The following is a 14,198-nucleotide window of genomic DNA, read 5'->3' on the forward strand; positions in this document are numbered from 1 at the left end:
CGGTGACCGCCGGCATGGCGATCTTCGACACCATGAACTGGATCCCCAACGACGTGGCGACCGTGGCCATGGGCCTGGCGGCCTCGATGGGTCAGTTCCTGCTCTCGGCCGGCACCCCCGGCAAGCGCTACGCCACCCCGCACAGCCGCGTGATGATGCACCAGCCGTCCGGTGGCGTGGGCGGTACCGCCTCGGACATCAAGATCCAGGCCGAGCAGCTGCTGCACATCAAGCGCCAGATGGCCGAGCTCATCGCCCAGCACACCGGCCAGACGACCGAGCAGATCACCAAGGACTCCGACCGCGACCGCTGGTTCACCGCGCAGGAGGCCAAGGAGTACGGCTTCGTGGACCACGTGTTCCAGACCTCCACCGACACGCACGACGTGGCCAAGGGCGACGTGGCCGACGAGGCCTCCGCACACGCCGGTGAGACCGGCCAGGAGGGCAAGTGACCCACCACCCGCAGGTTCCCGCCCACATGCCGATGATGCACGGAGGAAACATGACCCACGCCAGCGCCCAGGGACGTCTGCACGCGCCCGGCCCCAGCTCCCGCTACGTGCTCCCGCAGTTCGAGGAGCGCACCGCCTACGGCAGCAAGCGCCAGGACCCGTACACCAAGCTGTTCGAGGACCGCATCATCTTCTGCGGCGTGCAGATCGACGACGCCTCGGCGGACGACATCATCGCCCAGCTGCTGGTGCTGGAGTCCCAGGACCCGGACCGCGACGTGCTGATGTACATCAACTCCCCGGGCGGCTCGTTCACCGCGATGACGGCCATCTACGACACGATGCAGTTCATCCGCCCGGACGTGCAGACCTTCGTGCTCGGCCAGGCCGCCTCGGCCGGCGCCGTGCTGCTGGCGGCCGGTGCGCCGGGCAAGCGCTTCGCCCTGCCCAACTCGCGCATCCTCATCCACCAGCCCGCCATGGAGGGCACCGGCGGCATGGCCTCCGACCTGGAGATCACCGCCAACGAGGTGCTGCGCATGCGCACCTGGCTGGAGGACACCTGGGCCAAGCACTCGGGCCAGACCCCGGAGAAGGTCCGCAACGACATCGAGCGCGACAAGATCCTCTCCGCGCAGGAGGCCAAGGAGTACGGCCTCGTCGACGCGGTGCTCCCGAGCCGCAAGGCCGCCCTGGAGGGCTGAGTACCCTCCCGCCGCACCCCGCAGGGGGCCGCCACCGTGCAGGTGGCGGTCCCCTGCGGCGCATCGTGGCCCCTGCCCCGAGGTCGTCGGAGGCCGGGGGTAGCGTGGAGCGCAGTCACCACCGGACGGACGGGAGAGGTCAATGGCGCGCACTGCGGGGAGCGGGGACTTCCTCACCTGCTCCTTCTGTGGCAAGAGCCAGAAGCAGGTCCGCAAGCTCATCGCCGGGCCCAACGTCTACATCTGCGACGAGTGCATCGAGCTCTGCAACGAGATCATCGACGAGGAGTTCCCGGCCGCCTCCGTGGAGCGCCTCGAGAAGGTGCCCACCCCGCGCGAGATCCACGCCTTCCTGGAGTCCTACGTGGTGGGGCAGGACGAGGCCAAGCGGGCCCTCGCGGTGGCCGTGTACAACCACTACAAGCGCATCGACGCACAGGGCTCCTCCGACGACCCCGACGCCCCCGAGGTCGCCAAGAGCAACATCCTCATGATCGGGCCGACCGGCACCGGCAAGACCTACCTGGCGCAGACCCTCGCCAAGCTCCTGCAGGTGCCCTTCGCCATCGCCGACGCGACCGCGCTCACCGAGGCGGGCTACGTGGGGGAGGACGTCGAGAACATCCTCGTGAAGCTCATCCAGGCCGCGGACGGGGACGTGTCCAAGGCCGAGACCGGCATCATCTACATCGACGAGATCGACAAGATCACGCGCAAGAGCGAGAACCCGTCGATCACCCGCGACGTCTCCGGCGAGGGTGTGCAGCAGGCGCTCCTGAAGATCCTGGAGGGAACGGTGGCCTCGGTGCCCCCGCAGGGCGGCCGCAAGCACCCGCACCAGGAGTTCGTGCAGATCGACACCCGCAACATCCTGTTCGTGGTGGGCGGGGCCTTCGCCGGGCTCGACGAGATCGTCGCCGAGCGTGAGGGCAAGGGAGGCCTGGGCTTCGGGGCCACCCTCTCGGCGCGCCGCACCGAGGGGGAGTTCCTGCGCAACGTGCGCCCCGAGGACCTCGTGAAGTTCGGGCTCATCCCCGAGTTCATCGGCCGCGTGCCGGTGGTGGCCGCGGTCAATCCGCTCGACGCCGACGCCTTGGTCGACATCCTCACCGGGCCGCGCAACGCACTGGTCAAGCAGTACCAGCACCTCTTCCGCCTCGACGGGGTGGAGCTGGAGTTCACCGACGACGCCGTCCGCGCGGTGGCCGAGCAGGCGATGCTGCGCCGCACCGGCGCCCGCGGACTGCGCGCCATCATGGAGGAGGTGCTGCAGCCGGTGATGTTCGACGTGCCGAGCGACGACGGCATCGAGCGCGTCGTGGTGACCGCCGACGTGGTGGCCGACAACGTGAACCCGACCATCGTGCGCCGCGACGAGAAGCGCGCCAAGCGGCCCAAGCGCAAGAGCGCCTGACCCGCACCGGGTGGGCGAGGACCTGCTGACAGCGAGGAGACCGACGTGACCGCCCAGCCCGCCGACAGCACCCCCACGAGCCCCCGTGCCGCCCTCCAGCCCGACACCCTGGCGGTGGGGATGCGGCTGCCGCGCCAGTCCAGCCCCGTCACCTGCGGGGCGGCCAGCCTCGTGGTCGCGCGCCGCCTGCTGGAGGGCATGCCCCTGCCGTCCGCCGACGACCTGGTGGAGGGCCAGGACTTCCGCACCACCGAGTTCGCCACCTTCGGGCGCACCAACAACCCGTGGGAGGCCCGTGCGCTGCGCTTCCCGTGGCCGATGGCGCTGGGGACCCCGCCGTGGGGCGCACTGGCCGAGCTGCGGCAGGTGGTGCACACCGAGGGGCTGGAGCACCTCCGCTACGGTCTGCGGGCCGTGCGCACCGGCGGGGCCGAGCAGCTCGCCGGAGCCCTGGCGGGCACCGGCACCCACGAGCCGGCGCTGCTCTACGTGGGCACGCGCTGGATGCCGCGCCACGTCGCGGTGGTGGCCGAGGACGCCGCGGGCCGCTGGGTGCTCTACGACCCCGCGGCCGGCACCGTGGTGGAGGCCGACGTCGACGAGTTGGCCGCCGGCATCCAGCGGGTGGGCGGCTGGCCGGTGCCGTGGGCGGTGGTCGGCCCCCGCGTCTGAGCCCCCGGAGCCGAGCTCGCTCCCGCACACGACGGCGGCGGCCACCCCGTGGGGTGGCCGCCGTCGTCGTGGGGGAGGGGCCTCAGTCCTTCTTCGGCTTCTCCACCTTCACCAGCTCGGTGTCGCGGACCTCCAGGGTCTCGCCGTCGGTCTCGGTGACCTCGCACACCACGTGGCCCGAGGAGACGACGTCCTCCCACGCGCGGTGCGCGGCCTCGCGCTGGTCGGCCGGGCCGGCCAGGGTCATGGCGGTCACCTGGGCGCGCATGCCCATCTTGGCCTCGGACTTGGCCTTGCGGATGCCGGCGAGCACGGCCGCCGCGGCCGGCTTCACGGCCGCGTCGCCCTCCTGGACCCCGGGAACGGCCAGCTCACCGGTGGTGGGCCACGGCGCGCGGTGCACGCTGCCGGCGTGCCACCAGCTCCAGACCTCCTCGGTGGCGAACGGCAGGAAGGGCGCCAGCAGGCGCAGCTGGACGTCCAGGGCCACGCGCAGGGCGGCGCGGGCCGAGGTGGTGGCGGCGGAGGCCCCGTCCTCGGCGCCGTAGGCGCGCGACTTCACGAGCTCCAGGTAGTCGTCGCAGAACGACCAGAAGAAGGTCTCGGTGACCTCCAGGGCCTTGGTGTAGTCCCACGCCTCGAAGCCGGCGGTGGCCTGCTCCACCACGCCGGCCAGCTCCACCAACAGGGAGCGGTCCACCGGCTCGGTCACGGCGGCCAGGAGCTGCTCGGCGGTCTGCGCACCGGCCACCTCACCGAAGCCCAGGGCGAACTTCGAGGCGTTGAGCAGCTTGATGGCCAGGCGACGCCCCACCTTCATCTGCTGGGTGTCGAAGGCGGTGTCCACGCCCTGGCGGGCCGAGGCCGCCCAGTAGCGGACCGCATCGGACCCGTGCTGCTCGAGCAGGTCCACCGGGGTGACCACGTTGCCCTTGGACTTGGACATCTTCTTGCGGTCCGGGTCCAGGATCCAGCCGTTGAGGGTGGCGTTGTGCCACGGCACCGAGCCGTGCTCGTGGTGGGCGCGCACGATGGTGCTGAACAGCCACGTGCGGATGATGTCGTGGCCCTGCGGGCGCACGTCCATCGGGAACACCAGGTCGAACAGCTCGGGGTCGTTGCGCCAGCCGCCGATGATCTGCGGGCTGAGCGAGCTGGTGGCCCAGGTGTCCAGCACGTCCGGGTCGGCGGTGAAGCCGCCCGGCTGGTCGCGCTGCGACTCGTCGTAACCCGGCGCGGTGTCGGACTGCGGGTCCACCGGCAGGTCGGCCTCGGCGGGGGTGATGGGGTGCTCGTGGTCCGGCTCGCCGTCGGCGTCCAGCGGGTACCAGATGGGGAAGGGCACGCCGAAGAAGCGCTGGCGGCTCACCAGCCAGTCGCCGTTGAGGCCCTCGATCCAGTTGGCGTGACGGCGCTCCATGTAGGCCGGGTGGAAGTCCACCTCCTGCCCGCGGGCAATGAGGGCGGCGTTGAGGTCCGCGTCGCGCCCGCCGTTGCGGATGTACCACTGGCGCGAGGTGACGATCTCCAGCGGCTTGTCGCCCTTCTCGAAGAAGTTCGCCTTGCGCTGGGTCTTCTGCGGCTCCCCGATGAGCTCCCCGGAGGCGCGCAGGGCCTCGACCGTGTTCTCGCGGGCGGTGTGCACCGTCTTGGTGGCCACCGAGGAGGCGTAGAAGTCGGCCGCCGGGGAGTCGGCGAGCCACTCGGGCGTCTCACCGACCAGGCGTCCGTTGCGGGTGATCACCGACCGGGTCGGCAGCTGCAGCTCGCGCCACCAGGTGACGTCGGTGAGGTCACCGAACGTGCAGCACATGGCGATGCCGGCGCCCTTGTCCATCTCGGCGGCGGTGTGGGCCACCACCGGCACCTCGACGTCGTACAGCGGGGTGCGCACGGTGGTGCCGAACAGGTGCTGGTAGCGCTCGTCGTCCGGGTGGGCGATGAGGGCCACGCAGGCCGGCAGCAGCTCGGGGCGGGTGGTCTCGATCTCCACGTCACCCTCGGGGCCGTGGAAGGCCAGCCGGTGGTAGGCGCCCGGGTAGTCGCGAGCCTCCAGCTCGGCCTGGGCCACGGCGGTCTGGAAGGTGACGTCCCACAGCCCGGGGGCCTCGGCGGAGTAGGCCTCGCCACGCTCCAGGTTGCGCAGGAAGGCCTGCTGGCTGGTGGCGCGGGCGTTGTCGTCGATGGTGCGGTACTGGAAGTTCCAGTCCAGCGAGAGGCCCAGGCGGCGGAAGAGCGCCTCGAAGGCCTTCTCGTCCTCCACGGTCAGCTCGTGGCACAGCTCGATGAAGTTGGGGCGGCTGATGGGCTGCTGGTCGGCGGCCTTCACGGACTTGCCCTCACCACCGCGCTGCGGGGGCTCGTAGCCCTCCACGTACGGCTGGTTGATGTCGCCGCGCACGCCGTAGTAGTTCTGCACGCGGCGCTCGGTGGGCAGGCCGTTGTCGTCCCACCCGATGGGGTAGAAGACCTCCTTGCCCGTCATGCGGTGGTAGCGCGCCATGCAGTCGGCCTGCGTGTAGCCGAAGACGTGGCCCACGTGGAGCGAGCCCGACGCGGTGGGCGGCGGGGTGTCGATGGTGAAGCGCTGGTCGCGGGGCAGCGAGGCGGCACGCTCGCGGTCGAACGCGTAGGTGTCCTGCTCCTGCCATACCGCGGTCCAGCGGTCCTCGAGGCCGTCGACGGACGGCTTGTCGGGCAGCTGGGCGGGGCGGGTTCCGGCGGTGGAGTCAGTCATGGGGCCATCTTCGCACTTCCCGGCGCCCCGTCGGCAGCTCCTCGGAGAGGCGGCGGAGGGCAGGTTCGTACCGGTGCCCCCGGGAGCTGCTGGTCGGCGGAGGTCACCCTGAGGTGCCGGGTCGATAACGTTTTGTGCACGATGTGTCGCTTTGCTTGTGGCCCGGGGCGGGTGTTGGTTCGGTGGTGAACATGAACTCACTCAGCCCCCTTCCAGCCCGAGCGGACTGGAAGACATCCCTTGAAGAGAACATCAACGATTTCTTCGATCCGATCCAGAAGGATTTCGCGGAGATCATCTTCTACCCGATCACCTTCGGCGACATCGAGGTCCCCTTCGTCGTGATCTGGCTGGTGCTCGCCGGCATCATCGTCACGCTGTACACCGTCTTCGTCCAGTTCCGGGGCCTGCCGACGGCCCTGGACGTGGTCCGCGGCAAGTACTCCACGAAGTCCGATCCGGGCGAGATCACGCACTTCCAGGCACTGTCCTCGGCCCTCTCGGGCACCGTCGGCCTCGGTAACATCGCCGGTGTCGGTGTTGCCGTGGCCGTCGGTGGACCGGGTGCCACCTTCTGGATGATCATCTGTGGCCTGCTCGGCATGGCCACCAAGTTCGCGGAGTGCACCCTGGGTGTGAAGTACCGCGAGGTCCGCGAGGACGGCACCGTCGACGGTGGTCCGTTCAAGTACCTGCCCGTGGCCTACGGCAAGATCCACCCCGTCGTGGGCACGCTCATGACCGGCCTGTTCGCCATCTCGATCCTGTTCTTCGGCGCGGCCGGCGGCAACATGTTCCAGTCCAACCAGACCTACGCGCAGATGAAGAGCGTCACCGGTGGTGACGACGGCTTCCTCGGCGGCGCCGGCGCCTCGCTGCTCTTCGGCCTGGCCCTCGCAGTGATCGTCGGTCTGGTGATCATGGGTGGCATCAAGTCCATCGGCAAGGTCACCGAGAAGCTGGTCCCGGCCATGGGTCTGCTGTACCTGGTGGCCTGTCTCGTGGTCATCGTGGTCAACATCGACCACGTGCCGGACGCCGCGACCCGCATCGTGACCGACGCGTTCAACCCCGAGGGCGTCGCCGGTGGTGTCATCGGAACGCTGATCGTCGGCTTCCAGCGCGCGGCCTTCTCGAACGAGGCCGGTCTGGGTTCGGCCCCGATCGCCCACTCCGCGGTGAAGACCCGTCGTCCGGTCTCCGAGGGCTTCGTGGCCCTGCTGGAGCCCCTGGCCGACACCGTCATCATCTGCACCATGACGGCCCTGACGATCATCATCGCCGACACCCCGGAGTACAACCAGTCCATCGCCAACGCGACGGACGACGACCCGGCCACCGAGGCCCTGGACGGCGTGCTGGTGACTTCCAACGCGTTCGAGACCGTGATCCCCTGGTTCCCTTACGTGCTGGCCGTGGCGGTGGCCCTGTTCGCCATCTCCACCCAGATCACCTGGGCCTACTACGCGATGCGTGCCTGGGCCTACCTGTTCGGTGACTCCCGCGGTTCGATGTTCGCCATCAAGGTCATCTACCTGTTCTTCACGGTCATGGGTGCGGTGCTGACCCTGACGGCGGTCATGAACTTCGCCGACAGCTGGTTGTTCCTCTGCGCCTTCCTGAACCTGCTCGGTGTGTACCTGCTGCTGCCGGTCATCAAGCAGGAGATGAAGGAGTACCTGGCCGACCGCAAGGCGGGCCGCCTGGACATCCTCGGCGAGGACGACCGCGAGGGTGCGACCCGCATGACGGTGGGCAGCTGACCCCACCGCCTCCGGCCCCGCCCGGAGAGCTCGACCCCCGGCGGCCCCGACTCACCACGAGTCGGGGCCGCCGGCCCGCACCGGGTAGCATCTGCACCACAGGCACTGATCCGGCCATCACCGGGGAGCCTCCGGAAGAACGGACCGCGAACCCACCAGGGGCCGGTTCCACTAGACCCGGACGGGTAGGCCCGTCACAGCCGTCATGAAGGGGCCCCTGCGGGGGCAACCGAGGTGGTACCGCGGAACCTGCCCCCAGCAGGTCTCGTCCTCGAGGAAGACCGTGCAGCACCCGCTGCCTGATTCCCAGGAGCCGCGATGAGCACCGCACCCGAGACCACCCCCGCTGAGCAGACCCCGCCCGCCGGCCCGGGCGTGTACCCCATCGTGCGCACCGGCACCCCCGGCGCACCCGGCAGCGGGGTGACCGCGCCGTCCTTCCCCGAGATCGAGCAAGGCGTGCTGCGTCACTGGGAGGCCGGCGACACCTTCCGCAAGAGCGTGGAGAACCGCCCGGCCGGCACGAACGGCGAGAACGAGTACGTCTTCTTCGACGGTCCGCCCTTCGCCAACGGCCTGCCCCACTACGGCCACCTGCTCACCGGGTACGTCAAGGACGTGGTGCCGCGCTACCGCACGATGCGGGGCCAGCGCGTGGAGCGCCGCTTCGGCTGGGACACCCACGGCCTGCCGGCCGAGCTCGAGGCCATGCGCCAGCTGGGCATCACCACCAAGGAGGAGATCCTCCAGAAGGGCATCGACTCCTTCAACGACGCGTGCCGCGCCTCGGTGCTGAAGTACACCGACGAGTGGCAGGCCTACGTGCACCGCATGGGCCGCTGGGTCGACTTCGAGAACGACTACAAGACCCTCAACGTGGAGTACATGGAGAGCGTCATCTGGGCGTTCAAGCAGCTCCACGAGAAGGGGCTGGCCTACCAGGACTTCCGCGTGCTGCCCTACTGCTGGCGCGACCAGACCCCGCTGAGCGCCCACGAGCTGCGCATGGACGACGACGTCTACCAGATGCGCCAGGACCCGGCCGTCACCGTCGGCGTGCGCCTGGAGACCGGCGAGACCGCGCTGGTGTGGACGACCACCCCGTGGACCCTGCCCAGCAACCTCGCGGTGATGGTGGGGCCCGACATCGACTACGTGGTGGTGGAGTCCGACCCCGCCACCGACCCGACCGGCGCCTCCCAGCGCTACGTGGTGGCCGAGGCGCGCCTCGAGGCGTACGCGCGCGAGCTCGGCGAGGATCCCGCCTCGCGCGTGGTGGAGCGCCTCAAGGGTGCCGACCTGCTGGGCCGCTCCTACGAGCCGCCGTTCAGCTACTACCGCGGCCAGGAGAACGCCCACCGCGTGGTGGAGGCCGACTTCGTGACGACCACCGACGGTACGGGTCTGGTGCACTCGGCCGGCGCCTTCGGTGAGGACGACAAGGTGGTCACCGACCGCGAGGGCATCGAGCCGGTGATGCCGGTGGCCGCCGACGGCACCTTCACCGCCCCGGTCGGCGAGTACGCGGGCCTGCAGGTGTTCGACGCCAACGCGCCGATCATCGCCCACCTCAAGGCCTCCACCCGGGCGGTCGGCGGCCAGGCCGGGCAGGACACCGGGTCGGTGAGCCCGGGCACCGTGCTGCTGCGCCACGAGACCTACGACCACTCCTACCCGCACTGCTGGCGCTGCCGCACGCCCCTGATGTACAAGGGCGTCGAGTCCTGGTTCGTGAAGGTCACCGACGTCAAGGACCGGATGCTCGAGAACAACGAGCAGATCACCTGGGTGCCGGAGAACGTCAAGCACGGCCAGTTCGGCAAGTGGCTCGAGGGCGCCCGCGACTGGTCCATCACCCGAAACCGCTACTGGGGCTCCCCGGTGCCGGTGTGGGTGAGCGACGACCCCGAGTACCCCCGCACCGACGTGTACGGCTCGCTGGCCGACATCGAGGCCGACTTCGGCGAGCTGCCGCGCAACGCCGCCGGCGAGGTGGACCTGCACCGCCCGTGGGTGGACCACCTGACCCGCCCCAACCCGGACGACCCGCGCAACGCCGGCGCCGCGCCGGGGGAGCACACCGGCTCCACCATGCGCCGCGTGGAGGACGTGCTGGACGTCTGGTTCGACTCGGGCTCGATGTCCTACGCCCAGAACCACGTGCCCTTCGAGAACGCCGAGTGGTTCGAGCACCACTTCCCGGCCGACTTCATCGTGGAGTACATCGGCCAGACCCGCGGCTGGTTCTACACGATGCACGTGCTGGCCACCGCGCTCTTCGACCGCCCGGCGTTCAGCAATGTCATCTGCCACGGCATCGTGCTGGGCAGCGACGGCCAGAAGATGAGCAAGTCGCTGCGCAACTACCCGGACGTCTCCGAGGTGTTCGACCGCGACGGCGCCGACGCGATGCGCTGGTTCCTCATGAGCAGCCCCATCCTGCGCGGCGGCAACCTCGTGGTGACCGAGCAGGGCATCCGCGACGGCGTGCGGCAGGTGATGATCCCGCTGTGGAACGCGTGGTCCTTCTTCGCCATGTACGCCAACGCCGCCGGCGAGGGCGGGCACCGCGCCCAGTGGTCCACGGCCTCGACCGACCCGCTGGACCGCTACGTGCTGGACGCCACCGGCACGCTGGTACGCGAGGTGACCGAGTGCATGGACGCCAACGACCTGGCCCGCGGCTGCGAGCTGGTCCGCGACTTCCTGGACACCCTCACCAATTGGTACATCCGCCGGTCCCGCGACCGCTTCTGGGAGGGCACCGACACCGCCTGCTTCGACACCCTCTACACGGTGCTCGAGACGGTGTGCCGCGTGGCCGCCCCGCTCCTGCCCTTCGCCACCGAGGAGATCTGGCGCGGGCTCACCGGCGGCGAGTCGGTGCACCTGGCCGACTGGCCGGACGCCGCGGACTTCCCGAGCGACCCGGCGCTGGCCGCCGCGATGGGGACCGCCCGCCAGGTGGCCTCCGTCGGCTCGGGCCTGCGCAAGACCCGGTCGCTGCGCACCCGCCTGCCGCTGCAGAGCCTCACCGTGGTCACCGAGGACCCGCGGGCCCTGGCCGACCAGGGGGCGCTGCTGGCCGACGAGCTCAACGTCCGCGAGGTGCGTCTGCTGGCGCTGGACTCCGACGAGGCCGCCTCCTACGGCGTCGAGCAGCGCCTGGTGGTCAACGCGCGCGCCGCCGGCCCGCGCCTGGGCAAGGACGTGCAGACGGTCATCAAGGGTTCCAAGACCGGTGACTGGTCGGTGGACGCCGACGGCACCGTCACCTCCGGCGGCATCGCCTTGGTCGAGGGGGAGTACACCCTGGAGACCGTGACCTCCGGCGACGACGAGGGCACGGCCACCGGCGTGCTGCCCGGCGGCGGCTTCGTGGTGCTCGACACCACGGTCACCGACGAGCTGGCCGCCGAGGGCACCGCCCGCGACGTCATCCGCGCCGTGCAGGGCGAGCGCCGCGCCGCCGGGCTCTCGGTGGGCGACCGCATCTCGCTCACCGTGGTGGGCGACGAGCAGGTGTGGGCCGCGGCCGTGGCCCACCAGCAGCTCATCATGGACGAGACCCTCGCGGTGCAGTTCGGCGCCGGCGGTCCGGACACCCCGCTGCCGGCCGGCGGCGACTGGCACCGTGGCGAGGTGGACCTCGGCGAGGGCCGCACCGTCACCGTGCTGCTGCGCCGCAAGGAGTCCCGCGCATGAGCGCCGACCCCCGCCGAGAGGCCGCCGAGAACCTGGAGACCACTCGCCGCGTGCGGGAGGTCACCCAGGCGCTCATGGCCCGCATGCCCGAGAGCGACGTGGTGCCCACCCTGGACCGGGTGGCCCGCTGCATGGAGCTGCTGGGCGACCCGCAGCGCACCTACCGGGTGGTGCACCTGACCGGCACCAACGGCAAGACCTCCACCACCCGGATGGTGGAGCGCATCCTGCGGGAGACCGGGCTGCGCACGGGGCGCTTCACCTCCCCGCACCTGCACGACCCGCTGGAGCGCATCAGCATCGACGGTGCGCCCATCGACCCGCGGCACTTCCTCGAGGTGTGGGACGACGTGGCGCCCTTCATCGCCATCGTCGACGCCGAGAGCGAGGCCGCCGGCGGCCCGCCGCTGAGCTACTTCGAGTGCATCGCCGTGCTCGCCCTGGCCGCCTTCGCCGACGCCCCGGTGGACGTCGCCGTCATCGAGGTCGGCCTCGGCGGCCGCTGGGACGCCACCAACGTGGCCGACGGCGACGTCGCGGTCATCACCCCCATCGGGCTGGACCACGAGCGCTACCTCGGGGGCGACGTGCAGTCCATCGCCGCCGAGAAGGCCGGCATCGTCAAGCCCGGGGCGCGGGTGGTGGTGGCCGAGCAGGCCGAGGAGGCGCGCGCCGTCGTCGCCGACGCGGTGGAGGCCGCCGGCGCCCGCCTGGCCACGGCCGGCGTCGACTTCGGCGTCACCGAGCACGACGTGGCCGTCGGTGGCCAGCTCGTCGGCATCCGCGGGCTGGCGGGGGAGTACGACGAACTCGTGCTGCCACTCTTCGGCCAGCACCAGGCGCAGAACCTGGCCCTGGCGGTGGCCGCCGTGGAGTCCTTCCTCGGTGACGGCCAGCAGCCGCTGGACCCCGAGCTGCTCCGCGAGGCCGTGGCCGGCATGACCGCGCCCGGCCGGCTCGAGGTGGTGCGGCGCTCGCCGACCGTGGTGGTCGACTCCGCGCACAACCCGCACGGCATGGAGACCCTGGCCCGCGCCCTGGAGGAGTCCTTCACCTTCGCCCGCCTGGTGGGCCTGGTGGCGGTCTTCGAGGACAAGGACGCCGAGGGCATGCTCTCCGCGCTGGCCCCGGCGGTGGACCACCTCGTGGTCTCGCGCAACTCCAGCCCGCGCTCCATGGAGCCCGAGGCGCTCGGCCGTTTGGCCCGGGAGCTGCTCGGCGACGACATGGTGACCGTGGTCGAGAACCTGCCCGACGCGCTCGACCTCGCCGGCTCGCTGGCCGACGAGGGCGGCGTGAGCGGCGGCGTCATCGCCACCGGCAGCATCCACACGGCTGCGGACGTGCGGATGCTGCTGGGCACCACGGACGTCTCGTGACCCGCGTGGGAGGATCCCCCTCGTGAGTTCACCCATCCCCGTGGTCGGTCCGCTGGGCAAGATGTCCCGCCGGTTCACCAGCGTCACCCTGTTCTTCCAGTCCTTCGCCGTCTTCTTCGGTGCCCTCACCGCACGGGCGCTGGCCCACGCTCGGGGTGACGTGCATTCCACGTCCTACCTCGTCGGCGGGTCGGCGTTGGCCGTGGCCTGCCTGGTGACGATGGTGGTGCTCAAGCGCCGCTGGGGCGTCACCCTCGGGTGGGTCCTGCAGGTGCTCACCGTCCTGTGCGGCCTGGTGGAGCCGGCGATGTTCGTGGTCGCCGCGATCTTCCTCGGGCTGTGGGTGGCCGCGCTCTACTGGGGTCACCGCATGGATGAGCTCACCCGGCAGTTCGCCGCCCGCCACGGCGGCACCGGGGCCGCGCAGGAGAACTCCACGGAAGGTGGTCGGTGATGGGTTGGCTCGAGGCGATCGTGCTGGGACTGGTGCAGGGGCTCACGGAGTTCCTGCCCATCTCCTCCAGCGCGCACCTGTCGGTGGTGGGGCGGTTCTTCGGTGACGAGGACCCCGGAGCGGCGTTCACCGCCATCACGCAGCTGGGCACCGAGGCCGCGGTGCTCATCTACTTCCGCAAGGACATCGCCACCATCGTCACCAAGTGGTTCAAGGCGTTGGCCGGGAAGGTGCCGCACAGCGACCCGGACGTGCGGATGGGGTGGCTGGTGATCGTGGGCACCCTGCCGATCGGCCTGCTCGGCGTGCTCTTCCAGGACCTCATCGAGACCAAGCTGCGCAACCTGTGGCTCACCGCCTCGATGCTGCTGGTGTTCGCCCTGGTGATCGGCGTGGCCGACCGGCTGGCCGCGCGCCGTCCGCAGGGCGAGGCCAAGGAGCTCCAGCAGCTCAGCTGGGGCGACGGCCTGAAGTTCGGCCTGTGGCAGTCCCTGGCGCTCATCCCGGGCGTCTCGCGCTCCGGTGGCACCATCGCCGGTGGTCTGTTCATGGGCTACTCGCGTGTGGCCGCCGCCCGCTACTCGTTCCTGCTGGCCATCCCGGCGGTGCTGGCCTCGGGCCTCATGCAGGTGGTGAAGATCGCCGACGACCCGGTGGCGCCGCAGTGGGGCCCGATCGTCGTGGCCACGCTCATCAGCTTCGTCGTGGGCTACGCGGTCATCGCCTGGCTGCTGCGCTACATCTCGAGCCACGACTTCACCGCCTTCGTGGTGTACCGCATCGTGCTGGCCCTGGTGCTCTTCGGCCTGCTGGGCACCGGCACGCTCTCGGCGACGGGCGCCTGAGTCGCGGACGCCCCGACGCGGGGGCCGCGCCCCTGCACGACCGGCGAGCCGGCGGTGCCCCCACGGGCGC

At 70.8% G+C, this 14,198-nt stretch carries 10 protein-coding genes; 9 read left to right on the forward strand and 1 reads right to left on the reverse strand.

Annotated elements, in window-relative coordinates; translation table 11 throughout:
- The 4 genes from CYJ76_RS08335 to CYJ76_RS08350 all read left to right on the forward strand — a co-directional run.
- Nucleotides 1–455, forward strand: a 455-nt coding sequence (locus CYJ76_RS08335; RefSeq protein WP_101849828.1) for an ATP-dependent Clp protease proteolytic subunit, incomplete at its 5' end; no start/stop codon positions are given.
- 50 nt (nt 456–505) lie between these two features.
- Nucleotides 506–1,159 (forward strand): ATP-dependent Clp protease proteolytic subunit, encoded by a 654-nt coding sequence (locus tag CYJ76_RS08340; RefSeq protein WP_180802261.1) that lies wholly within the window; start codon nt 506–508, stop codon nt 1,157–1,159.
- Between the two features lie 142 nt (nt 1,160–1,301).
- A complete protein-coding gene (clpX, locus tag CYJ76_RS08345; RefSeq protein ID WP_070706242.1) occupies nt 1,302–2,573 on the forward strand; it encodes an ATP-dependent Clp protease ATP-binding subunit ClpX in 1,272 nt (423 codons plus the stop codon).
- A gap of 45 nt (nt 2,574–2,618) precedes the next feature.
- A complete protein-coding gene (locus CYJ76_RS08350; RefSeq protein WP_101849829.1) occupies nt 2,619–3,245 on the forward strand; it encodes a hypothetical protein in 627 nt (208 codons plus the stop codon).
- An 82-nt stretch (nt 3,246–3,327) separates the two neighbouring features.
- On the opposite strand, the gene valS is transcribed toward CYJ76_RS08350, so the two are convergent.
- Nucleotides 3,328–5,982, reverse strand: a complete 2,655-nt coding sequence (gene valS / locus CYJ76_RS08355; RefSeq protein ID WP_101849830.1) for a valine--tRNA ligase — start codon at nt 5,980–5,982, stop codon at nt 3,328–3,330.
- Between the two features lie 191 nt (nt 5,983–6,173).
- Here valS and CYJ76_RS08360 point away from each other — a divergent pair, with 191 nt between their 5' ends.
- The 5 genes from CYJ76_RS08360 (at nt 6,174) to CYJ76_RS08380 (ending at nt 14,128) form a co-directional block, all read left to right on the forward strand.
- On the forward strand, nt 6,174–7,745 hold the full coding sequence (locus tag CYJ76_RS08360; protein ID WP_101849831.1) for an alanine/glycine:cation symporter family protein: 1,572 nt from the start codon (nt 6,174–6,176) through the stop codon (nt 7,743–7,745).
- A 318-nt stretch (nt 7,746–8,063) separates the two neighbouring features.
- On the forward strand, nt 8,064–11,450 hold the full coding sequence (ileS, locus tag CYJ76_RS08365; RefSeq protein WP_101849832.1) for an isoleucine--tRNA ligase: 3,387 nt from the start codon (nt 8,064–8,066) through the stop codon (nt 11,448–11,450).
- Nucleotides 11,447–12,829, forward strand: a complete 1,383-nt coding sequence (locus CYJ76_RS08370) for a bifunctional folylpolyglutamate synthase/dihydrofolate synthase (protein WP_070706245.1) — start codon at nt 11,447–11,449, stop codon at nt 12,827–12,829. The genes ileS and CYJ76_RS08370 overlap by 4 nt, the downstream gene beginning before the upstream one ends.
- 22 nt (nt 12,830–12,851) lie before the next feature.
- A complete protein-coding gene (locus tag CYJ76_RS08375) occupies nt 12,852–13,283 on the forward strand; it encodes a DUF4233 domain-containing protein (RefSeq protein ID WP_237769857.1) in 432 nt (143 codons plus the stop codon).
- A complete protein-coding gene (locus CYJ76_RS08380) occupies nt 13,283–14,128 on the forward strand; it encodes an undecaprenyl-diphosphate phosphatase (protein ID WP_070706246.1) in 846 nt (281 codons plus the stop codon). The genes CYJ76_RS08375 and CYJ76_RS08380 overlap by 1 nt, the downstream gene beginning before the upstream one ends.
- Nucleotides 14,129–14,198: the final 70 nt, after the last annotated feature.

It is taken from the genome of Kytococcus schroeteri, from assembly GCF_002847825.1.
Taxonomy (GTDB): domain Bacteria; phylum Actinomycetota; class Actinomycetes; order Actinomycetales; family Dermatophilaceae; genus Kytococcus; species Kytococcus schroeteri.

Excerpts from the sequence above, each read along its gene's own strand:
- valS (WP_101849830.1), bottom strand. The coding sequence starts at position 5,982 with ATGACTGACTCCACCGCCGGAACCCGCCCCGCCCAGCTGCCCGACAAG.
- clpX (WP_070706242.1), top strand. The coding sequence starts at position 1,302 with ATGGCGCGCACTGCGGGGAGCGGGGACTTCCTCACCTGCTCCTTCTGT.
- CYJ76_RS08380 (WP_070706246.1), top strand. The coding sequence starts at position 13,283 with ATGGGTTGGCTCGAGGCGATCGTGCTGGGACTGGTGCAGGGGCTCACG.
- CYJ76_RS08370 (WP_070706245.1), top strand. The coding sequence starts at position 11,447 with ATGAGCGCCGACCCCCGCCGAGAGGCCGCCGAGAACCTGGAGACCACT.
- ileS (WP_101849832.1), top strand. The coding sequence starts at position 8,064 with ATGAGCACCGCACCCGAGACCACCCCCGCTGAGCAGACCCCGCCCGCC.
- CYJ76_RS08340 (WP_180802261.1), top strand. The coding sequence starts at position 506 with ATGACCCACGCCAGCGCCCAGGGACGTCTGCACGCGCCCGGCCCCAGC.
- CYJ76_RS08360 (WP_101849831.1), top strand. The coding sequence starts at position 6,174 with ATGAACTCACTCAGCCCCCTTCCAGCCCGAGCGGACTGGAAGACATCC.